21 protein-coding genes are annotated in these 23,239 nt (G+C 39.3%); 12 read left to right on the plus strand and 9 right to left on the minus strand.

Features of this window, described 5'->3' with window-relative positions; genetic code table 11:
- Nucleotide 1: 1 nt before the first annotated feature.
- The 9 genes from AC3M61_RS09945 to AC3M61_RS09985 all read right to left on the minus strand — a co-directional run bounded on the left by AC3M61_RS09945 (nucleotide 2) and on the right by AC3M61_RS09985 (nucleotide 13,574).
- A complete protein-coding gene (locus AC3M61_RS09945; RefSeq protein ID WP_500780657.1) occupies nucleotides 2-1,204 on the minus strand; it encodes a hypothetical protein in 1,203 nt (400 codons plus the stop codon).
- Nucleotides 1,205-1,247: 43 nt separating this feature from the next.
- Nucleotides 1,248-2,003, minus strand: a complete 756-nt coding sequence (locus AC3M61_RS09950; RefSeq protein ID WP_500780658.1) for a hypothetical protein — start codon at nucleotides 2,001-2,003, stop codon at nucleotides 1,248-1,250.
- A 78-nt stretch (nucleotides 2,004-2,081) separates the two neighbouring features.
- The gene (locus AC3M61_RS09955; protein ID WP_500780659.1) at nucleotides 2,082-2,768 is read right to left on the minus strand and encodes a hypothetical protein; all 687 of its coding nucleotides are present in this window, start codon (nucleotides 2,766-2,768) and stop codon (nucleotides 2,082-2,084) included.
- 171 nt (nucleotides 2,769-2,939) lie between these two features.
- Nucleotides 2,940-5,570 carry an alpha-amylase family glycosyl hydrolase gene (locus tag AC3M61_RS09960; protein WP_500780660.1) on the minus strand — a complete coding sequence of 877 codons (2,631 nt, stop codon included), beginning with the start codon at nucleotides 5,568-5,570 and terminating at the stop codon, nucleotides 2,940-2,942.
- A 163-nt stretch (nucleotides 5,571-5,733) separates the two neighbouring features.
- The gene (locus tag AC3M61_RS09965) at nucleotides 5,734-6,729 is read right to left on the minus strand and encodes an ABC transporter ATP-binding protein (protein ID WP_500780661.1); all 996 of its coding nucleotides are present in this window, start codon (nucleotides 6,727-6,729) and stop codon (nucleotides 5,734-5,736) included.
- On the minus strand, nucleotides 6,713-7,714 hold the full coding sequence (locus tag AC3M61_RS09970) for an ABC transporter ATP-binding protein (protein ID WP_500780662.1): 1,002 nt from the start codon (nucleotides 7,712-7,714) through the stop codon (nucleotides 6,713-6,715). Before AC3M61_RS09970 ends, AC3M61_RS09965 begins: the two co-directional genes overlap by 17 nt.
- 5 nt (nucleotides 7,715-7,719) lie before the next feature.
- Nucleotides 7,720-10,206, minus strand: coding sequence for an ABC transporter permease (locus AC3M61_RS09975; RefSeq protein ID WP_500780663.1), 2,487 nt, complete (start codon nucleotides 10,204-10,206; stop codon nucleotides 7,720-7,722).
- Between the two features lie 15 nt (nucleotides 10,207-10,221).
- Entirely contained in the window at nucleotides 10,222-11,601 is a 1,380-nt protein-coding gene (locus AC3M61_RS09980) for an ABC transporter permease (protein ID WP_500780664.1), read from the minus strand.
- A gap of 158 nt (nucleotides 11,602-11,759) precedes the next feature.
- A complete protein-coding gene (locus tag AC3M61_RS09985) occupies nucleotides 11,760-13,574 on the minus strand; it encodes an ABC transporter substrate-binding protein (protein ID WP_500780665.1) in 1,815 nt (604 codons plus the stop codon).
- A gap of 273 nt (nucleotides 13,575-13,847) precedes the next feature.
- Between AC3M61_RS09985 and AC3M61_RS09990 the strand changes: the two genes are divergently transcribed.
- From AC3M61_RS09990 to greA, 12 genes are all read left to right on the plus strand, one after another.
- On the plus strand, nucleotides 13,848-15,344 hold the full coding sequence (locus AC3M61_RS09990) for an HD domain-containing protein (protein ID WP_500780666.1): 1,497 nt from the start codon (nucleotides 13,848-13,850) through the stop codon (nucleotides 15,342-15,344).
- A gap of 40 nt (nucleotides 15,345-15,384) precedes the next feature.
- Complete coding sequence (locus AC3M61_RS09995; protein WP_500780667.1) at nucleotides 15,385-16,152, plus strand: type III pantothenate kinase; 768 nt, start codon at nucleotides 15,385-15,387, stop codon at nucleotides 16,150-16,152.
- Nucleotides 16,112-17,482, plus strand: coding sequence for a B12-binding domain-containing radical SAM protein (locus tag AC3M61_RS10000; protein ID WP_500780668.1), 1,371 nt, complete (start codon nucleotides 16,112-16,114; stop codon nucleotides 17,480-17,482). Before AC3M61_RS09995 ends, AC3M61_RS10000 begins: the two co-directional genes overlap by 41 nt.
- A 62-nt stretch (nucleotides 17,483-17,544) precedes the next feature.
- Nucleotides 17,545-18,165, plus strand: a complete 621-nt coding sequence (locus AC3M61_RS10005) for a zinc metalloprotease (RefSeq protein WP_500780669.1) — start codon at nucleotides 17,545-17,547, stop codon at nucleotides 18,163-18,165.
- A gap of 21 nt (nucleotides 18,166-18,186) precedes the next feature.
- Complete coding sequence (locus AC3M61_RS10010) at nucleotides 18,187-18,438, plus strand: hypothetical protein (RefSeq protein ID WP_014451973.1); 252 nt, start codon at nucleotides 18,187-18,189, stop codon at nucleotides 18,436-18,438.
- Nucleotides 18,425-18,679 carry a cell division protein ZapA gene (locus AC3M61_RS10015; RefSeq protein ID WP_500780670.1) on the plus strand — a complete coding sequence of 85 codons (255 nt, stop codon included), beginning with the start codon at nucleotides 18,425-18,427 and terminating at the stop codon, nucleotides 18,677-18,679. Before AC3M61_RS10010 ends, AC3M61_RS10015 begins: the two co-directional genes overlap by 14 nt.
- A 46-nt stretch (nucleotides 18,680-18,725) precedes the next feature.
- Entirely contained in the window at nucleotides 18,726-19,532 is an 807-nt protein-coding gene (gene murI / locus AC3M61_RS10020; protein ID WP_500780671.1) for a glutamate racemase, read from the plus strand.
- A complete protein-coding gene (gene rapZ / locus AC3M61_RS10025; RefSeq protein ID WP_500780672.1) occupies nucleotides 19,489-20,337 on the plus strand; it encodes an RNase adapter RapZ in 849 nt (282 codons plus the stop codon). Before murI ends, rapZ begins: the two co-directional genes overlap by 44 nt.
- Nucleotides 20,334-21,323 (plus strand): gluconeogenesis factor YvcK family protein, encoded by a 990-nt coding sequence (locus tag AC3M61_RS10030; protein WP_500780673.1) that lies wholly within the window; start codon nucleotides 20,334-20,336, stop codon nucleotides 21,321-21,323. Before rapZ ends, AC3M61_RS10030 begins: the two co-directional genes overlap by 4 nt.
- Nucleotides 21,320-22,237: a DNA-binding protein WhiA gene (whiA, locus tag AC3M61_RS10035; RefSeq protein ID WP_500780674.1), complete on the plus strand. Its 918-nt coding sequence runs from the start codon at nucleotides 21,320-21,322 to the stop codon at nucleotides 22,235-22,237. The genes AC3M61_RS10030 and whiA overlap by 4 nt, the downstream gene beginning before the upstream one ends.
- Nucleotides 22,234-22,704, plus strand: coding sequence for a transcriptional regulator NrdR (gene nrdR, locus AC3M61_RS10040; protein ID WP_500780675.1), 471 nt, complete (start codon nucleotides 22,234-22,236; stop codon nucleotides 22,702-22,704). Before whiA ends, nrdR begins: the two co-directional genes overlap by 4 nt.
- Before the next feature lie 47 nt (nucleotides 22,705-22,751).
- Nucleotides 22,752-23,222 (plus strand): transcription elongation factor GreA, encoded by a 471-nt coding sequence (greA, locus tag AC3M61_RS10045; RefSeq protein WP_448378874.1) that lies wholly within the window; start codon nucleotides 22,752-22,754, stop codon nucleotides 23,220-23,222.
- The last annotated feature ends 17 nt before the right edge of the window (nucleotides 23,223-23,239 follow it).

A 23,239-nucleotide genomic window follows, 5' to 3' on the forward strand; every position in this document is an offset into this window, starting at 1 on the left:
ATTACCACCAAGCGTTGATTTTAAACGCAACTATGGGTTTGAATGGATTATCCCCTGCAAAATCTCCATTCCCAAGTTGAATTGCAAAATCTGCGTTTTGGAAACCAGTGAACTTAAGTTCTCCAAAGAAAAAGTCCTTTTCTTCGTAGTAGCCAATTATTTTTTGATACTTGGCAAATAAGTTTATATTTCCAAACGAACGGCCAAGTTCTACGTAGTAAACTTCTCCGATTGTATTAACTACATTATGTGCAGGTTTTCCGAAAGAATAGGCAAATTTCCCTGAGAAGTTCATGAAGCTGAACGTAGTTCCAAGGCTTATATTGAATTTCCCCCACTCCGTTGGCATTGCTCCTGTAACATCTGCAAAACCTGTCTTTTTAAGGCTAACGAATGCACCACCGTAATTTACATCCATACAAACTTCAGTGTTTTTTAACACGTCATCGGAAAACTTCTCAAAGCTGAAATTCGTATTCATGTATGTGTTGAACGCTGGTTGTGAACCGAATTTATACCATGCGCTGAATGTATTTTGATTGCCAATGTATTGGGAGCTTAGTGCGAGACTTGTGTTGGTAGCACCTGCTAACAAATACCTTATCCCCCAGTTGTAATTACTTTCAGCAACAGAAAGCAACGCAACAGCGTTTTTAGTGTTGAAATCTTTCAAATCTTGCTGAATGAGTTCGTAGTTAACGTTCAGTCCTACAAGCTTCTGAAATCCGTGTAATGCAACGTCAAATTTATCGTTCCTTTTTCCAACTATCAAGTTCAGTCCCTGTATGTAGGGAATTTTTACCTCTGCATACATTACATCACCAGAGAGGACAAACTTTGCATCGGAAGTCATTATATTTAGCCCATCCCTGCCGCTGTCAATCTTGTATAAAATCACAGGGTCAGAGGTCTTCACGAACGAAATGTTTTTATACAGCTCAACCTTGAAACCTTCCATTTTTAGAGACAACCTAGCGGATTCAAGGTCTGCGTCTTTCAAACTAACCGACAGGTCATATTCCCTACCCAACGCAGACGGATTCATCCTGAATTCAGTGGAAATTGACCCTTTAGGTTTCTCATCCGAGAGGTCGTACTGGAGTGAGAAATTCACGGAAAAATTTGTCTGAAGAGCAAAGAGACTTGATAAAACAAACGTTAGTATAATCAAGATAAGGAGTAACTGACATCTTTGATTTCTCACGCTATCATCACCTCACAAAGGTAATTCGTTTAATCATTTACAGTTACTTTTTCGTGTAAGTTACCGTAAGGATGGAAAATTTAGGATTATACGTAAACTTCAAATCGTATGTTCCAGCCTCTGGCAACGAAAAGGAAGCATCTTGTTCCGGACCTGCATCGTATTTCTTGCCATCGAAATTCATTTCCCAAGGTTTCCAATCATTGTCTGTTCTTGAAAGCTTGTATTTGTACTCTTTTTTTTGACCCGTGAAGTTTGTTTTTTCGTAAACAAAGACCTTGTTCGTATCATCCCAAGTCATTACTCCTTGAGCCAAATTCCAATTGTTGATTTCACTACCAATTGACCAACTCTTCTGAGCCGTTTTCATCTTCTCACTATCACCAACCCCGACGGCTAATCCATTTGTCATGATTGTTGGTGTTGCGTAAATGGTTAACTTTGTATCACTGTCAAGGTTTTCTTTCCAAACAGGTATTGCGGAAGAAACCTTTGTAACTCCTCCTTGTTTGTAGATTACTTTATAGTAACCAATCGAAAAATCATTGCCACTCCTACTTGGATTAAACGTGATTGAAGCAACTGGCAATTCAAATACATATGCATCCTCTGAAGTGCTGAATGTCATTTTGTCATTCTCCGTTGGAACCCACTCGTTCCAATCGCCGACAACGTAAACACCATCGGGAATTTGCAAATTTAAGACTTTCATACAACTTGAAACGGTTCCAATGATAAATAAAACTAAAAATGGGACAGTAATCGAAAGCGTTGTTTTGAATTTTGATAGATTTTTCAAAAAAATCACCTCCAAAAAAATTGAAATTTCATAAAAGAAGGGGCTTGTGCCCCTTCTGAGTCTTAAAAACAGGAAGGATTATTTTGTCGGATTAGAAATTGTCTTTTTGATTACGAGAGGTTCTGGATAACCGCCATCTCCTGTTTCAAATCCTTGGTTCGGGTAGAAGTCTCCAGCCCATTGTTTTCCACCGCCTGTTCCACCTGTGAGAACAAAGACCGCTTTCACTGAAAGTTTGTTAGCATCGGTAACACCAAGTGTTGCAAGTGGCACAGCGATTTCAACTACTTTTCGTCCACTTTCTGTCGTTGTTGCAGCAAGCGTTACTTCTACATCGGTTGGAGTTGCTCCAGTGGATGGGAATCTCCAAGCACCATAACCATCGCCCCACGTTTCAAGCATGAAGTCTACGTCGCCTTTTTCGAATTTGTATTTCCTACCCCATGGATGTTTTGAAGTATCAGCAGCACCATTTACTCCGGAAAGGTCAACTATAACTGCGAAGTTGTTCATATCAGCCTTTGTAAACTCACCGGCAATGTAGAGGTTTGTTGCATCGAATAGTATACCTGCTTTGTAAATCTCGTTGCTATCTCCCCATTGGGAATCTGTTGCGTTGCCATCTGCGTAGACATACTCTCCCCAGTCAGAAAGGTTGCCGTCAACTGTTACTGTTTTTAGCAATGGTGGTTTTTCAAAGAGTGCACAGCTTGTGATAAGTAATCCAACTAAAACCGCCATAAATACCCAAAGAACCTTTCTCATACTCCATACCTCCCTTTTCAAAAGTGGTTTTAAAAACCCTTAAAGTTACCAAAGATGTTACTTTTGAATGAATCGAACACCACAAATCTCTCCCAAAATTGTATTATACACCTTTCCTATGAAAAAAGTTCCAATTTGGAACATTTCCAAGGAATATTGCACAACCTTTCATTAGTTTTTCACAAACACATATACTTGTCTTGGGTTAATTGTCCAATTCGCATCGTTGGCTAATGGACTTTCGTTCTTTGGTCCGAATTCAAAAAGTTCGTTATTAAAGAATGCATACCACACCCATCTGTAACCTGCTGGCACGGTGTAGTTGTTGGACCATGTTGGGTCAAGATTGATAAGAACAAGCACTTCTTGGGTTCCATACACCCGTTTTATCACATATAGGTTCTTCCAATCTCTTTCTATTGTCAATGAACCTTTCGACAGTGCCGGATAATTCGCTCTCAAGGAAATGTATTGTTTGAAGAAATTGAATATACTGTAGCCTGCTTGTTGTTCTTCCACCGATACTCCATCGTTTGGGTCATCATACATCGCACCATCTTCATTCGCATTACCAAAGGTTATGTTTTTCTGTTGATATATTGGCTTAGTCCACCACGTTTGTCCTGCACCTTGCTGACTTGCATACCATTGCATCGGCTCCCTCACTGGTAAATCCCAAGGGTCACTATTCCATTTCCATCCCCTCAAGCCTATCTCGTTACCATAGTAAATCACTGGCATTCCATTAAGTGAGAGTAGTAACGCATTTGTCAACAAATATTGCCTTATACCTGCTTGCGTGTTACCTTCGTATTTTCGGTCAATCAATACGGAAATCCATCTGTCTAAATCATGGTTATCAATAAACGGAAAGTGTTTTACATTGAGATAATACGCTGGTCCGTCAACCCAAGAGATTGTCTCTCCGAGCAAATTGTCTTTCCCTTCGTGATTTCCTGTGATTCCATACATGAACGTGAAATTGAATGCTGGCATCGGAGCAAACTGAGAGAGCACTGACGGATTTCCATCGTATACCTCACCAACCACTATCGCGTCGTTCCCAAGCTTGCTTCTGATATAATTTTCTATCTGCCCTGCATAGTATGCTGAACCTGCTATATCATCATTCCAGTCCCAACCTTTGTAGTGTTTCGGTGCATCGAGTCTAAATCCATCAACACCAACGATAATCCAGAAATCGATAATTCTTTTTATCTCCTCCATCACCGCTGGGTTATCAAAATTCAAATCCGGCATCGATGAGTCAAATAAACCAAAGTAATAAACTTTTTGACCTTTAGAGTTTATCTTCCAGTGCCAATGGTTCCACCCATCTCTATTTTCTAATGTCATGATGTAATAATTCCAATACTTTGAATTCGTCGTATTTTCGACTGCATCGAGGAACCAAGGATGCGTATCGGAAGTATGATTTACAACCAAGTCCATGACCACCCTGATGCCGTTTTGGTTGAGCTCTTTTATCATATTTTCAAGGTCCAGGAAACTACCGTAATCCGGTTCCACATCGTAATAGTCCTCAACATCGTAGCCATGGTATGATTTGGCTTTGTTGAAAGGAAGGAACCAGACTGTGTCAACTCCAAGCGATTTCAGATATCCTGTCTTTTGAGAGACGCCCCAAAAATCACCTATTCCATCACCATTTGAATCGTAGAACGAACGTAAAAAGAGCGTGTACATCGTTGAAGATGTTAGTGGTACATTAATTGATGTGATATTGATGTTTGATTTATCGATATACTCTATCCTACTTTCCTTTCCATTGACAACTGCACGAACACCAATTTTTTGCAAATCCCAAAAATCCACGCCATAGAACTCTTTTGTAATTGATTGTGCGGTCGTTATGTCAAAAATAGAAAGGGTGTTGTTTTTATCCAAAAGATAAACGTAAAATTTCGCGTTAGCTATTGTCGAAGGATAAGACCAATTTATCGTTAATTCGTTCGTATCAACATTGTAAATAGCACCAGTAATTGTTGGGGAAAGTGCTCCGAATTTGAACGTAACCTGTGGATAACCCTCTGCTGGGTCAAAGAAAATCCTAAAGCCATCTAAAACACTTGGAAGCCCTGGTTTTATTTCAACACTTACAGCTGTTTCGTCAAAATTGTTACTCCATTCTTCTGAAGTTGCCTTATTCTTCAGCCTTGCAGAAATACCAACAGAATATACCTTCGGATAGCATTCGATAGAGAGGCTTAACCTCGTAGCTTGTGGTGTTATCTGGAAGCTCTCATCTTTGATAACGGTACCCGAACTGTCTTTTAGAAGAGCTCTTAATTCCTGAACATCATACATAACCAACAACTCATCATCTAAGTCTACAAAGACTGTGAGATAACCATTTACAAATTTTGTATCGATGGTAATTGTGTAACTTTGTCCTGATTGGAGTGTTTGAACCTTCTCACCAGTGAAGACTAAGCTGTTGTCCTCTCGTTTCCCATTTACAACGAACTTGTAGGTACCACCGCTTGGTAATTCAAATGAAAAAGATATATCGTTGTTTTTGTTCACACTTTGCCTAAGGACTTCTGCGTTCGCTGAATTGTAAACAACCAACTCGACACTCGATACTTCATCGATGTATGCATTAATCTTATGTTTCGTGTCCTTTGTTTCTACTGGTTTGGGGGTATTAACGTTTATCGAAACTTGTATCTTGCCAGCAGATACTGTTTTCAAAGGATAACATGCGGAAAGAGTCAGAAAGATAAGTAAGAGAACTAACAGTGCAAGAGATAAAAAGGAGAGCTTGTTGATTTTGTGCACGCTAGCTCTACCTCCTTGACAGTTTATTGGTTTTACTATCTTATTATTTTATCATTCTGAGAACCAATTATTTCACGGTCTTGGAACTTTTTCCAAAAAAGAAAAACCCCTTGTTGCCATTTCTGACAACAAGGGGAATATTATCTTATTATCTAATCTTGATTTACTTTATCTTACCTTCATGCACCAAATAACAGGCAACATAGTGACCTGGTGCAACTTCCTTTAGTTCTGGATGCGGGTCTGTTTTACACCTGTCCACTTTAAATGGACATCTGTCGTAGAATCTACATATCGGTGGTGGGTCGATTGGTGCACTGATGTTACCGATGATGTTTGGTTCGTTTCTTTTGTATTCTGGGTCTGGCACAGGGACAGCATCCATGAGTGCTCTTGTGTATGGGTGCATTGGATGGTGTAACAATTCTTCTGTCTCGGCAAGTTCTACAATCTTTCCAAGATACATAACTGCTATCCTGTTAACCATATACCTTGCAACAGCAAGGTCGTGCGTTATGTATAGATAACTCATCCCATGGATTTGTTGTAATTCCATCATCAGTTCCATAACTGCCGTTCTCACAGAAACGTCCAACATCGATGTCGGTTCGTCTGCAACAATGAGCTTTGGATTCAAAACGAGTGCCCTTGCTATGGCAACTCTTTGTCTTTGTCCTCCGGAAAGTTCATGAGGATATCTCCACAAAAAGCTGTCAGGTGGCGTAAGACCAACTTCCTGGAGTAGTTGTGAAACTTTCTCTTCTCTATCCTCAAGTGTTCCGATGTTGTGTATATTTAGTGGCTCTGCGATTATATCAAATATCGTCATCCTTGGGTTCAGTGATTCGTATGGATCTTGGAATATCATTTGAACCATCGCATGATATTCCATCCGTTCATATTCATCGATATTTTTTCCAAGCACTTTTATCGTTCCATCCGTTGGTGTTTCCAATCTTACTACCATCCTACCCGTCGTTGTTTTTCCACAACCAGATTCACCAACAAGTCCCAGCGACTCGCCTTCCAAAATTTCGAACGATACGTCATCTACTGCGTGTACAAAGTGTTTTGCCCTGGAAAAGAGTGCTCTTTCAGCCGGAAAGTATTTTTTCAAATTCTTTATTTCAAGTAGTACATTCTTATTTTCTGAACGCATCTCTTCTCACCTCTTCCGTCAGTGGGTGCCAGCAGGCTACGTAATGTCCCTTTTCAACCTCTTTGTATTCCGGCTCTTCGGTACGGCACTTATCTGTTGCCCATGGACATCTTGGTGCAAATCGACATCCTGTAGGCGGATTAAGCAAGTTTGGTGGCTCTCCAGGTATTGTAAACAGCTTTTTCTTCTCACCAACGTGGCTCGGGAATGCATTCATGAGCAAGAACGTGTACGGATGCATCGGACGTTTGAAGACAGTTGTTGCATCCGCTTGTTCAACAAACTTCCCTGCGTACATTACAGCTATTTTATCACTTACTTCTGCAATAACAGCAATATCATGAGAGATGTAAATCATCGCCATGTTGAGTTCTTTTTGTATTTTCTTTAATTCTCTCAATATCTTGTCTTGCACAATAACATCCAATGCAGTTGTAGGCTCGTCCGCAATTATAACTCTTGGGTCACAAGAAAGTGAAAGTGCAATCACTGCTCTTTGTTTCATACCGCCACTGTATTGGTGAGGGTATTGGTCCATACGTTTTGGGTCAAGTGTAACTAATTCAAAAAGTTTCGCAACCTTTGCCCTTGCTTCGTCGATAGGTGTATCTGGATAGTGGTTGAGTATAGCTTCGACGATTTGGTCACCGACTCTGTACACTGGGTTTAGCGAATTCATTGCAGCTTGGAAGACCATTGAAATACCTTTCCATCTATAGTGACGCATTTCTTCTTCCGACAAACTAACGAGGTCGACCATCTTACCATTATCGTTAAACCATACATGCCCACCTTTGAATTCTGCGTTTTCGGGCAGTATTCTTAGTAACGTCATAGAGACAGATGTTTTACCACAACCAGATTCTCCGACTATACCAAGACTTTCCCCAGCTTCCAATTCAAACGATATCCCATCAACGGCTTTTACATAGCCCATTTTTGTTTTGTAGTGCATCTTTAAGTCTTCAACTTTCAACACTGCCACAACAATCACCTCTTTCTAAGTCTTGGGTTGACTATTTCTTCAAGTCCCCTACCGAGGAAGTAGAACGCAGAACAAAGGAGTGTGATAGCTCCACCAGCTGGGACCCACATCCACCAGTAAGCACCAATATTACCAGAACCAAGGTATCCTGAACTCCAAACGGTATTTATCATCAATCCCCAAGACATTCTAACTTTCATAAGTCCGAAGAAGCTAAGAACGGCCTCAGAAAAGATAGCACCAGTTACGTTAAACATCATGTAAAGGAATGAGAGTGGCATGACGTTTGGAATTATGTGGTTAAAGATTATGTACCCATGGCTACCGCCAGACACTCTTGCAGCATCGATGTAGGGTTTTACCTTAATTGTAAGTGCTTGGGCTTTCAAAACAAGCGTGATACCGCCAAAACCACCAAGTAAACCAAGAATAACGGCGAGTTTGAACAAATTCATCGTCATGAAGCCTGAGAGGACTATCAAGAATGCTATAGATGGGAAGAGCATCATTAAGTCAGCTATACGCATGAATATAACATCAACTACTCCGCCGTAATATGCCGATGCAGTCCCAATTATCGTACCTATAACAACCGTAATGAGTGCGGCAAGTACACCCAATACGAACTCACTTGGTGTACTAACCATTAGTTGTACTAATATATCCCTTCCAATAGGATCTGTTCCAAGCCAATGCCATCTACTTGGTGGAAGCGGATGAGCAACTCCGATTTTATTGGTAAGAGATAGGCTATTGAATAACTCAACAAGTTTTTCCTCGGCAAACTTTTTGTTCCACTCTACGGTTTTTGGATTCATTTGCGCAATAGTTTCCGAAGAGATCTTCTTCCAGATTCCAGTGTCTTCCAAATAGGTCTTGTGTTCATCTATCATTTTTTGGTATATTTCCTCGTTGATATCTCCTTGACCAATCAAGAAGTTCACCGCTTCGATTGGTTCCTTATTTTCATGCGATTTCAGTTTTTCAACGATATCTAGTCGTTTGAAATCATCCAACTGTGAATCTTCTATGTTGGAAATAACTTTTTGTAGTTTATTTGTTCCTCCAAAAGCATAAGCCATAAGAGATGTTACGGGGTCAGATAACACTTTTACGACCTGACTACCAAGTATCTCGTAACTGTCAGGAACATTAGTATCATTCAAAAGCATTGCCATCATTGACCGTGCCATAGCTATATCTTTGAATATCTTGTTCATCTCATACACATATGATTTATAGGTTTCTTCCGAGTATTTTCTTATCTCATTCTCAAGTTTAGCTCTTGTTTCTGGACCAATATCAATAGAAACCTTTGCCAGTTCAAAACCTGCGTATGCTTGCAGGAATTTTTCTACATCCTTGTAAGAAACTTCAACGCCAGCTTCTTTCATTTCTTCTTCAATTGTTGTAAGCGTTGCTTTGGCTTTTTTCAAAGCAGGTTCGAGGATTTCCTTCTTTGAAAGATCAGAAAGCTTACTCTTTGCAATCTCTACAAGATGATTGAATCTGGATGCGTTTAGTTTTTCAGTTATTTCTTCATCCTTGTATCCTATTACTAATAGTTCCTGAATCAACGGAAACACGGCTGCATTAACCAAATCGGAAACACTAACAATATCGTTATTTACTACTTCTGAAAATTGTGAATCCGAACTTACAAATAGCTGTTGCCCAGCACTTTCAGAAACCAAAGACCTTGCAACTTCTAACACTTTATCTTCGGCTTCCTCAACTTGCTCTTGAGGATACTCGGCGGATAATTTTGTATTGAAATCATCAACAACTTCCGGCTTATCTCTGTTCAAACTTCTGAACCAAAGCATTACTCTTGAGACTTCATCTGAATCTTTGTAAGGCGATAAAGCAATCGCCAAAGTTGTGTAATCAACTTTTTGGAGCAACTCGGAAAAATTCTGGAAAGAGAATTTATCCCTGTTTCCTATATCTTTAACACTAACTAACGCCGAGAACCTAATTATACCTTTTTCAACAAGCTCTGAAATGCTATTTTGGAAGTACATTCTCTCTTTGGCAGGGATGTAACTGTCGGATATCGTATCAAGCAAATGCCTTAGAGCGTCTGGAGCGTAAGTGGTCATAATTTCGTATTGGGAGTTTCTCACAAGGTTCTCCATAGTCTCTTTAAAGGCTTCGCCTTTATCCATAAACGAATAAACCCATATTTGAGCTGTTGGAATTTCGATTCCTTTGACTAAGTTTTGAGTTGATAGATAATCGGTGATGTACTTGCTGGAAAGTATCCTTGGATCGAGACCCGTGACAGGGTCATAGATATTCGGGTCAAGTATGTTAAGGGCAATGGGAGATAGTGCCCCAAATATACCAAAGGCTATGATAACCCAAAGCCCAAACATTCCCATTTTGCTCTCTTTGAAGAGTGCCCAGTTCTTTTTGAAATTTTTAATAAAAAGCTTGAATTTTATCTTCAGTATTGATTCTTTAAGTTCAGCGTTTTTAGTTTGTGCCATCTGCTATCACCTCACTTAGTATCTGATTCTTGGGTCTAAGAATGCGTAAAGTATATCAGCAACCAGGTGGGCGATAAGTACCAAAACACCTGTAAAGACAAGACACCCAATAGCTAACGGTGTATCTTGAGAAGTTGTTGCCTCAAGAAGGGTTAGTCCCATACCTTTCCACGAGAACATCGTTTCTGTGATAACTCCTCCACTCACTGTAGAAGCAAGACCTATAACAAAACTTGTCATTAAAGGTAGCAAAGCAGTTCTTGCGGCATGTTTATCTCGTATAACCTTATCTGGAAGTCCCTTTGCTCGGGCGGTTGTAATATAGTCTTCTTTAATGACTTCAAGCATAGTATCACGCATAACAAGCATATCTCCTGCAAAGTGCAATGTCACAAGTGCAATTACAGGGAGTGCAAGGTGGTAGATTATATCGAGCGCATACGTTCCCATTTTATTCGTAGTCCAGTAAATCACTGCCAGTATTATACCAACAACTATAAAGGACCATACAGCAATTCGTTTTGATTTGATTGTTTTCAACTTCGAAGCAACAATCACACCAGCTATCCACATAACGAGCAAAAAGAATTCAGTCCACAGTAACCTTATAAACACATCTTGTGCACCAAACGGGGCATCAAACCACTTTGCAGGGGTAATAAATCCAGAAAGTGGGAACCATTTCAGTGTAACCGCGAAGAACCATATAAGGATAAGCATGTAGAATGGAGTGAAAATCGTCCAAAAGACAATTCCCACGAACGTGGCTGCCTTATCTATTAACCCTCCTCTTCTCCATGCAATTCTCTTCCCAAGGTCAAAACCAAGCAGGAACGAAAGAACAGAACTTGCAAGGAACAGAAACAGAGTCCTCGGTAACCTTTCGGCGATGATTTCTTCAACTCTCCTAGGATATTCACTGAACGATATACCCATCTCCAAGTTAAAGAAATTCCTCATGTGTTTGTAATACTTAACATACCACGGGTCGTCTACACCAAACATTTTTCTTATTTTTTCATACATTTCAGGATTTCTCATCAACTTTGGATCCAAAAATTTCGTAGTGTAATCACCCGGCATCGCTAAGAAGATGAAGAATACAACGGTGACATATATAACAAGTAACAGAACAATCTGTGCAGTCCTGTTTCTGATAAACTTAGCAAGTCCAGGAAGGTCGAAGCCATAAAAGTATATTATCGGAGCAATGATGAAGTTGAATCTTGGACTAAATAGATAAAGATACTTAACATTAAAAAGAGCTCCGTAGTATAGTGCAAGTGAGATTGCAAGGAATATGTAATTCATAGGTTTTTTCCCTTTTTTCAGAGAGTAATATACTCCTATCAAAGGTATAACGACTGCAAACACTATCAGCTCCCAGCCTCTCATCTTCACCTCTCCCTTTAATCAGTTTGGACACGTTTATATGCTTTGGGAAGTTTTTTGTATTTCTAATTCGGAATCTCTCAAGCACCTCATTTAATAGTCCCCCCTTGCGGGGGGACCTCAAAAATGAGTTTTCGGAGTTAAGTGCTACTTATTTTGTTTTATTGAACTCTTCTCACACCTTCTGGGAATCCAGAGTAACCCTGGATACCATCGAGCACCTGATCAAACGGGAATTGGATGGATGTTCTGTAAGCTTCAATCAATGGGTTTGTGAAGAGGATTATATATGGCAAATCTTCTGCAAGTATCTTCTGCGCTTCGAAAATAGCTTTTCTTGCTTGTTCGAACGTATCTGCGTATTCGAATTCTTCAACAAGTGCATCGAATTCTGGGTTAGCGTAACCTGGTGTGTTGAATCCGTCTGGTGCCATTTCAGAGCTGTGCCAGAATGACTTGAAGTATGTTGGAACTCTTCCAATACCCCAACCAAGTATGTACATATCGAAGTCGACATCATCAAATGCTTTCGTAACGATTTCATTGAAGTCTGTGAGCTTCAAGTTGAGAGGTATGCCTATGTTCTTTGCCCACTGTTCGATGTACATAGCTGTCTGTGCTCTCATTGGGTCGTAGTCCATACCCGGTGAAAGGAGTGTGAGTGTTGGTACTGGTTTTCCGTCTGGACCTTTCAAACCTTTACCAGGTGTCTTAACTGGGTTCTTTGCGTCTTTTGGATCGATAACTGGCTCTGTATCCCATTTGAATCCTGCTTTCTTGAGCAGACTGACTGCAAGTTGATATCTCTCACCCATGCTGAGTCCTTCTCCGATGGTCTTGACAGCAGAGTTATACCAGAAGCTGTTTGCTGGTGGTACTGGTGTTGCAAGTGGGATTGCCCTACCCTGGAGCACTTGGTTACAAATGAAATCGCGGTCGATAAGTGCTGCAAGAGCTTGTCTGAACTCTTTTACATTCATTGGGAACTTTCTCATATTGAATGCAAGGTACCTGAATCCAAGTTGTGGGTTGGAAACAATCTTTATATCCTTTTGACCTCTGAGTTGTTCAGCTTCACCTGCTGTAAGTCCGACTGGGTTGTAAATGTAGTCAATGTCGCCAGCAATGAGAGCTTGGATAGCAACTTGTTTGTTACCGAAGATTTTGTAAACAATGGTATCTACGAACGGTCCGTTAACAACTTCAAGTGTAACAGGTTGCTTCGTATCGCCTGTTGACCATTTGAACCCTGTTTTTGGGTTAACGATTGAGAATCCGCCACCTTTGTAGTAAATGTTCTTTTCACCGTATGCCCAGTATTTGTCATTTGGAACTTGTTTTACAACTTGCACAAACGCACCTTTTTCAATCTTTCCAAGGTTCAATGCAGTTATACCTGGGTCAATAACTTCTTGTGAAAGTAGCCATTTTACTGGGTCTTTTTGTTTCTTTGCTTTTTCTACTATCGGTTTCCAGTAGTTGCTGCAAACAATAGCTGTCATAAGTGTGTCGTAGTAAATCGTCATCGTTTTCTTTTCTTTGAAGTAGAATTTCACTGTCCAAGTATCTATCTTTTCGACTTTTTCTGGTTCGTAAGCTCCACCCCAGTTACCGCCTGGAATTTCCATCTCTTTTACTGTTGTGTAAGTGAAAACAACGTCATCTGCTGTGAATGGAGCACCGTTTGACCAGCGCATGTCTTTTCTGAGTTTAACCGTAACTGTATACATGTTTCCTTCTTTGACAAGTTTGGGAATTTCAACAGCCGCGGATGGTATGAGAGCACCATCTTTGTTCATACCAAGCAGAGAAGGATATTTCCAAATTTGAACGACGAAGTTCCAAGTAGACGAACCTGAGCCCAGCAAGTTCCAGATGTTCGTTGTCGTAATATCAGAGAAGATACCGTAGTTAACCTGTACAGCGAAAATGGACAGTGCAACAAGCACCAAAAGTCCCACAAGAACCTTTTTCACAGCCAACCCCTCCTTTTATTGTGGTGTGGGAAATCCCCCCATTTTTGAATGAATTGACACAGTTGAATAAGTAAAGTTAAAACACAAAAGCCGAACGTCTTACAATTTTCGTATTAATTATACAACATTTTTGCCATTCATTGCAAGTAGGTGAAAACGACAAATACCAAACAAACAAAAACATTTTTTGCAATTGCTGCAATAATATATGCAATTTTCGTTGTTATATGGTAAAATAACAGTACAACCAGATTTTAACAGGAGGCGATAATTGTGTATCACAAGGTTTCAAGAGACCCAATTTATTCTGAAATTATGCTTTATCCAATCGAGATATTAATTATCGATACCAAAGCAATGCAAAGGCTTAGATACCTTAGCCAATTGGTAGGTGCTGAATACGTATATCCAGGGGCAACTCATACACGTTTTGCACATTCGCTTGGCGTGATGCATCTTTCCGGAATCTACGCTGAACATCTTTACGATACTCCAGATAAAGTCCGTATTTTACGCCTCGCAGGACTCCTCCACGATATCGGTCATGGACCATTTAGTCATCAATTTGACGATGTTGTTTACAAAAGGCTTGGGTTTAATGATGGACACGATGAATATCGAACTAGATTGTTGAGAGAATACTTTCCAAAAGAATTAAAAAAGAAGTATGAAGAAGCTCCATCAGCTCTAAAAAAGGCTGTGTTAGAAGATTTGGAGATAACACTTGGTGAACTCTCAACTAATATGGAAGAGAACTTTGCACAGTTGATGGAAGAAGTGATAAAGGTTTACGAAGGTGAAGAAAAAGGAACGATTGAATTTGCGGTTGTCCAAGGTCCACTTGGTGCGGACCGTCTCGACTTTGTTCTGAGAGATTCATACTATGCAGGAACAAGAGGGTTCGGTACAGGTTCTATAGACAGATTGATAAGGAACTCGAAAATAGTTGAAAAAGATGGGAAAGCCATACTTGCTTACGATTCAAAAGTCGTCGATGAGATTTACACAATATTGTTTGGTAGGTTTATGATGTACAAGAACGTCTATTTCCACAAAACTTCAAGGGCAGCAGACATGATGATACAAGAGCTCTTGGACCTTTCGTACAAGGCACTTAAATTAGACGAACGCGTTTTGGATATTGAAAAGTTCTTGGACCTTACTGACCAAACAATCATTAACGAAGTTATATTCAATTTTTACAACCTTGTTGAACAATACGGTGGTGGAGAAGATACAAAGCAAGCGCTTTTGAAATACGAAATAGACCTTCAACCGCTCGAGCTTGACATAGTAATGGCTTACGAAATTGTCGAGAGATTAAAGTCAAGAAATCTGTGGAAAGTAGTTCTGGAAACTCCATTCTCTATTGAAGGAGTCGACCCAACACTTGTGAGCCAAGGCATCGCCGGAGACTTGCTACAAAAAATTCGTCTGAGACTTGAAAGATGCTTGGAAATCGCCGATGAAGAAGACATGAAAACAATCAAGCACATTCTCAGCAACTTTGACGAAATTTTCAAAATAGATACTCCTTACAAGCTTACAATCGTTCATCCTGAAGAGTTTCTGAGAAGTAATATATACATACTTAAAAAGCACAGCCTGATGACATTTGAAGAATACGTTAGGCAATACCCGGCTTATAACTTCATGAAAAGCAATCTGATACAAATCGTAAGGATATACGTCACAAAAGATATACGCGAGATTCTGGAGAAATACAAGATACTTCCTGAAACTGCTGTGGAAGTAACCACGCGATGGTAAAGATTGTAACTCGGTAACACGCGAGGAGGTCTTCTAAATTATGGTTTTGTTGTTCGATGTTGGAAATACACATACAACAGTCGCTCTAACAAGAGAAGGTAAAGAATTCGAAAAATATCGAATTTCAACCTCAAAGTATGAAACCGAGGATGAACTATATGCATTTTTGAAGAGCTTTTTCAAAGACTACGTTGAAAATTTGCCGATAGTTGTTTCTTCTGTTGTTCCTTCAGTAAATGTTGTCTTTGAATATTTTGCTCAAAAATATGGAAATGGAGAAGTATATTTTGTCAGAGCACAGGATTATGATAAAATAATATGGAACGTGCATTATCCTAAAGAAATCGGTGCAGATAGAGTTTGCGATGTTATAGCTGCCAAAAAGGATTACGGGAATAACTGTATTGTTGTAGATTACGGAACGGCGATAACAATTGAGGTGCTTCGAGACGGTGTCTACGAAGGCGGAGCTATAATGCCTGGTTTTGCAATGATGGTAAACGCGCTGTTCAAAGGCACCGCGAAGTTACCATTAGTTGAGCTTAAACCACACCCAACGTTCATAGGCAAAGACACTGAATCGAATATACAAATTGGTGCTATTAATGCAACAGTCGGTGCAGTAAAATATGTTGTGGAGAATATAATCAAAGAATTCAAAGAAACTCCAAAGATAATACATACCGGTGGTCAATCTGTTTTTGTAAAGGATATAGTTGATGGAATAATCGACAAAGATTTGACACTGCGAGGGATGTACTATTTCTATGAAGAAAAGAAAAATATTACTCGTAAATCCTTGGATTGAAGATTTCGCTGCTTACGACTTTTGGTTGAAACCTGTTGGCTTGCTATATGTGGGGAGCTTTTTGAAAAGTCTTGGCATAGAAGTCGAACTAATCGATTTGATGAATAGATACGACCCCGAATTGCCACTGTATACAAAAGTTCCAAAAGACAAATTTTACGGCACAGGGAAGTTCCCACACATCGAGATAAAAAAACCAGAAATACTACATTTCATGCCAAGAAAATACAAAAGATACGGAATGCCTGAAGAACTTTTTAGGAAAAGATTGAAAGAAGTTAAAAATGATATAAGTGTAGTTTTCGTAACGTCTACCCTGACTTATTGGTATCCTGGTTATTTTGATACTATACGTGTTTTGAAAGAGGAACTTTCCGTTCCTGTTGTGATTGGGGGGTTCTTTGCAAGAAACCAGCCTCACGTAGCCAAGAAATCTGGTGCTTATGTTTTTACAAAAACAGACTTGAGGTACTTACCTCACTTTCTTAACGATTTACTTGGATGGGACATTCCTAGCACAGATATTGATTGGTTCACAGACCTATCACCTGCTTATGAGTTGTATAATAGTGTAGGATACGTTGTTTTGTTAACAACACTTGGTTGTCCTTATCGATGCACATATTGTATCGCCCATAGAAATTGGGAAACTATGAAATTCAAAAGTCCTGAGAAAGTAATAGAGGAAATAGAAAAGTTCTCTGAGATACTGAATATCAAAGATATAGTCTTTTTCGACGATGCGATACTTATCAATAAAGAAAAACACTTTAAACGCATTTTAAGAAAAATCTTAGAAAAAAATCTCCATAAAAGAATCAGGTTTCACTTACCAAATGGCATACATGCACGGTTGTTAGACCAAGAAACTGCGGATTTACTTTTCGAAGCCAATTTCAAAACAATCAAACTTGGATACGAAACATCCGGTGAGCTTCAAATTAAAACAGGTGGTAAAGTTAGAGACGAAGACATTGTTCGTGCATCTGAAATCCTACACAACGCAGGTTTTACACATAAAGAAGTTAGTGCATATATTATGGTTAATCTGCCTGAGCAAAGCGTTGAAGATGTCAAAAACGCAGTAGATGTTTGTGCAGCTATAGATATAGACTTTTCCATTAACGAATTTACTCCTATTGTAGGAACGGACATATGGATAGACTTGGTAAACAAAGGAAAGCTTACAGGTCTTGAAGATCCATTATTGCTTAACAATACTGTGTTACCGTATTGGTGGAACAATATGACTTACGAACAGATACATGAAGTGAAAGAATACGCCAAACAAAAGAAACTCGAACTTGGGTGGAGTAAGACAGAAGTTTGACTCCACAAAAGTAAAAAGTTACTGCGTTCATCTTGTTCTAAGCGCAGGGGAGGGGGACTTGTTTGAACCAGCTTGTTATCTCTGCTTTGAAAAATGTGTTATATGGTTTTGCTGCTTACGTTTTAATTAGCTGGCCACGTGAGTTTTTCAGATGCCTATTTTATAGAATAAGTGTGGGGTTGTATGACCCACCGAGTGGATTTTTCCCACTTCTGAAAAAATCACCCATCGGATATGTCGACCCCGTTGGATTAATAACTTTTCTGTTCTTCGACTTTGGTTGGACTAGAGCTCCTTTGATTGATTACCTCAAAATCAGAAAAAGAAGGTTGTTGCTTTTCTCAATTTATGGTATTGTTGCTAGCTCTTTGATAGGAGTAATCTACGGGATATTGAGTAGATTTTCAAACTCCCCAATACTCTTTAACCTTTTCTACACTGCTTCAAAATGGAGCTTTACTTTATCCATAGTTTCTTTGATACCTCTCCCCCCACTTGACGGTTCAAGGATAGTCTTGGCGTTTTTGCCAGACAAGTCATACGAATGGTACATAAAATTTAATTTTTATGGTATCCTATTCATGCTGGGACTTCTTGTCTTATGGATTTTACCAATGATAATGCACCCGTTAGTTATTTTTATTACAAACGTAACAAACTTTATCGCTTTCGGAAACTGGTAAAACGCAGGGGAGCGTGGTATAATGAATGAAAAGGTGCAGGAATTGGAACGTTTGGTAGAGGGTATAGTAACAAGTTACGTGGAACTGAAAAAAGAAAACGAAAAACTATGGAATGAGCTCAATCAAGCAATTGAGAGAATTAGTCAATTGGAAAGAGAAAAGAACCATTTAGAGAACCTGCTTAGAAACAACGAAGAAATCATAAACAAGCTTGTTGTCAGAGTCAAAGACTTAATGCGCATATTGGAAGTGAGCGAACATGAGGAAGGTTAAAATATCTGTTTTTGGTAAAGATTACGAATTTGCTACTGATGGCTCTGACGAACTCATAGATTACGTACTCAGAAGGCTTAAAGAACTTCAAATATCTTACAGAAGCCTCTACGACGAAATTCCATTTGATGAGCTCTTAGTTCTCATGCTTTGTGACTTACTCGAAAATGAGTACAATACTCAAAAAGAAATTGACCAACTTTATAACCGAGTGAAAGAGAAGATTAGAACGTTGGGTTAAAAACTCATAACTAAAAAAATCTTACCATGGAGGGGTATAAGAGCAAATGAGAATTGGACTATTCGATTCAGGAATAGGGGGACTTTCGGTCCTAAAAAAATTGATTGAAACCCTACCAGCTCATTATATTTATGTTGCAGACACTATGCGTGCTCCATACGGCACGAAACCACGTGATACAATAGAAACTTTCAGTAGGGAAATCATTGGTTTTCTGATGGAACGAAAAGTTGAGCGAATATTTGCAGCATGTAACACTTCAGATTCAACAATAGCGAAATATCGCCATGCTTTCAAAATTCCATATCACAGCATCATACAAGCAGGTGTTAACGCCTCGAAATATGAGAGAGTTGCGGTTATAGGCACTCATACAACCGTTCAGAGCGGTATCTATAAACATGCTCTTGAAGAAAGAGGGAAAAAAGTTGCTCAAAGGCCCGCTCAACTTTTCGTTTCATTGGTTGAAGAAGGCATATTCTATGGCAACATGGTTGAGGCTGTTGTTAAATTCTACCTTGAACCGTTTAGAAAGTTTAAACCCGACGAACTGATTCTTGGATGTACACATTTCCCATTCCTTAAGGACATAATAGCACGAGTTATGGAAAACGTTAGAATCATCGACCCTGCTGATGAAATGGTTAGGGAAATATCGCACCTTGTTGGTAGTGGAAAGCCGTTTGTTGAGTTTTATGTAACTGGCAATCCAGAAGAGTTTGAGAAAAAGATTAAAAAGATTGGGTTTAGACATCCTTATCAAGTGAAACATCTTGAAGTCACAGAGTTAGAACAGAAGGTGGTATACTTTGAAAGAGCTTGTGATATTGACAGGGTACTCGGGAGCGGGTAAGTCTACAGCAGCTGGCTTGCTCGAGGATTTGGGTTTCTTTTGCATAGATAACCTTCCACCGGAAGTTACATATCAGGTAGCAAGTCTTGTATTACCGAGCGTTGATAAGTTAGCAATAGTCATAGACATTCGAGGCTATATGTTTGGCAATGTTAAAAAGACAATTGCAGACGTCAAAGAGAGATTTCCTTTCACAAAGGTGGTCTTTTTAACAGCTACAAAGCAAACTTTGGTCCAGCGATTTGCACACACTAGAAGAGCTCACCCACTTTCAAAACAAACGACATCCGTGACGGAAGCCATAGACCTGGAAATAGAAATGATGAAAGATGTTCTTGAAATGGCAGATATTGTCATTGACACCTCTCAACTAAACCCTCATCAATTGAGAGAAAAACTAACTAAGCTTCTTGGAAGTAGCGAAAGCAAAGATTTTACCGTACACATCATCAGCTTTGGATTTAAGTATGGGATACCACTTGATGCAGATTTCGTTTTTGATGTTCGCTTCTTCCCTAATCCTTTCTACATCCCTGAACTTCGCCAAAAAGATGGACGAGACAAAGAAGTAAAAGAATTTTTGAAAAATGTCGATGGAGTAAACGATTATCTATGCCAAATTAAATCCGTTGTTTCCTTTGCTATTAGCCGATACTGTTCAGAAGGTAGACGAGAGTTGGTGGTTGCAATAGGATGCACCGGTGGCAAACACCGGTCTGTTTATTTTGCTGAGGAATTAGCTTCCCAACTTGAAAAAGAAAACTTCAAAACAACAATTGAGCACAGGGATGTGGCTCTTGGATGAAAGTTGTTGCTGTTGGTGGTGGCACAGGTCTCTCAACGCTACTAAGAGGATTAAAAAATTATCCATATGAGATAACCGCTGTGGTTACAATAACCGATGAAGGTGGAAGTTCTGGTATACTCAGGGAAGAATTGAACGTTCCACCTCCAGGCGATATAAGGAACAACTTAGTAGCACTTGCAAATTCTGAAAGCATTTTGAGTGCACTGTTTAACTATAGATTTCAAAATGGTTCTTTGAAAGGGCACAGTGTTGGTAATATCATTCTGGCGGCATTAACAAAAATTACGGGAAGTTTTGCAGAAGCCGTAGCAAGGGCTTCTGATATTCTTGCAATAAAAGGGCGGGTTCTTCCTGTATCTCTGCAAATGGCGAGATTGTTGGCTGTCTTCGAAGATGGAACACACGTAGTTGGAGAAACAAATATTGTTGAATATTGCAAAAAGACAAAGAACCGTATAGTCGAACTGAAACTACATGAACCTGCGAGAATAAACCCGGAAGTTCAGAAAATATTAGAAGAAAGCCATGCAATTATCTTCGGACCTGGGAGTCTGTATACGAGTGTCATTGCAAACTTGGTTGTGGAGGGTTTTCAAGAAGTTCTCAAAAAGTCACGTGCCGTAAAGATATACATAAGCAACATCATGACACAACCAGGAGAAACCTTTGGATACACTCTCAAAGACCATGTAAAAGAAATTGAAAGGTATGCAGGAGTGTCTCTTGATTACATTATTCACTCATACACTCCAAGAAACGAAGAGGTTCTTAAAAAGTATATTGAAAAAGGTGCCGAACCTGTAAAAGTGGATATCGACGATAATCGTGTAATTCTGGGGCATTATGCTTCAGTAATATTTGAGGGTGAATATAGAATTCGTCACGACCCTGTTTTAATATCAGAAATATTGTTTAATTTATTGAACTCAGTTAAGAACCAAAAACTCGAAAGAAAATCACCAGATTTAGAGGTGAAGCTGTGAGATACACATTTTCGGAAGAAGTTAAAGGCGAATTATGCCAGGTGGAAGTTCTCAGCCCAGATGAGGCACAGGCTGAGATTATTGGTTATTTAAAAGGTAAAGGTACGTACGTAAAAACTTCTGTTGATAGTTATGTTTTGCTTGAAGTTGGATTTATACCTGCTGCCAGAAGGGTTATGAATTTATTACACCTTTTGGGTATAGACAAAAAGAAGCTAACACTAATAAAGAACAAACTCCAACGTAAAAGAGTTCAAATTTTTATTCCGACCAATATACTTGAGAAACTCCAATTGTCAATTCTTTCAATGCCCAAAGAAATACAAGAAGATATCGGATTATTCGGTGCATTCTTGCGCGGATTTTTTGTTGCTTCGGGTTCCGTGACGGACCCTGCAAAAAACTATCACTTTGAACTTGTTTCTTATAGTGAGCAATTACTTTATTTTGTTGACGAAAAGTTGGAAGAATTTCTTGGTGTGATTGGAAAAATCACAAAGTTGAGGTATAATTATAGATACTACTTAAAACGTGGCTACGATATACAAGAAGTGTTGGAGCTAATGGGTGCAATTCGCGCAGCGTCACATATAGAAAAAATAACAACATCTCGTGAAATAAGGGCGGATATAAACCGCACACTTAATTTTTTAAGTGCCAATGCTAAGCGAACAGGTGAAAGTAACGCAAAACAACTAAAAATCATCAATGAAATCATAGAAAAAATAGGATTAGAAAATTTACCAGATGAGCTAAGAAAACTTGTTGAGCTAAGATTAGAACACGAAGACCTTCCATTATCCGAACTTGGAGAACTCTTTGAGCCACCGCTCACAAAAAGTATGGTATACAATAGATTCAAAAAATTGGAAAAACTTTTGGAGAAGGCAAAAGGAAGTGGTGAGCAAATATGAGGTGCCCGTTCTGTGGATACGAAGACACAAGGGTGCTTGATTCGAGAGAACTTAGCGAAGGAAGAGCGATAAGACGCAGGAGAGAATGTCCTAGCTGTCATGCAAGGTTCACTACATACGAGAGGTATGAAACTGGACCTATTACGGTTATTAAGAAAGACGGTAGAAGAGAAAAATTTGACAGGAGAAAGATATTAAATGGTCTTCTGAAAGCTTTTGAAAAAAGACCAGTCACATTGGAAGATATAGAAAGGATAGTAGACAACGTTGTCTCCACTTTGCAGAAAAGCGGAACGGTTGAGGTAAGTACTGAGCAAATTGGCAAAATAGTTATGGATGAACTGAAGAAAACCGACCAGGTCGCCTATGTCCGTTTTGCATCTGTCTACAAAGATTTCAGAGAAATTGATCAATTTATAGAGGTCATAAAAGAACTGCGCCAAGAATCACAAAAGAACGGTGAATAAATCTCTAAGAAAAAAAGACTACTCATGATTTCAGGAGGGATAAAGTGATGGAAAAAGTGAAGTTAACAAGAGCGGGTTACCAAAAACTCAAAGAAGAACTCGATGAATTAAAACGCCAACTCATGTTTGAAATTCCAGAAAGGATAAAAGCAGCAAGAGAGCTCGGTGACCTTTCGGAAAACTCAGAATACCAAGAAGCAAAGAATGAACAAGGTAGAATCGCTTCCCGTATCAACGAACTTGAACAAATGCTCATGAACGCTGAAATAATAGCTGAAGCCTTCGATTCATCAACAGTAAGTCTTGGCGATTGGGTGCTATTGAAAAACCTCGAAACAGGTGAAGAATTAAAAGTCCAGCTTGTTAATCCACAAGAAGCAGATATATTTGCAAATAAAATAAGTATCGACTCTCCACTTGGAAGAGGAATCAACGGTGCAAAGAAAGGTCAAACAATAAAGATTAAAGCACCAAAAGGAATTGTTAAGTATCAAGTGTTGGACATAACAGCTGAGTAATAAGGTAACAATTAACT

It is taken from the genome of Fervidobacterium sp. (genome assembly GCF_059913585.1).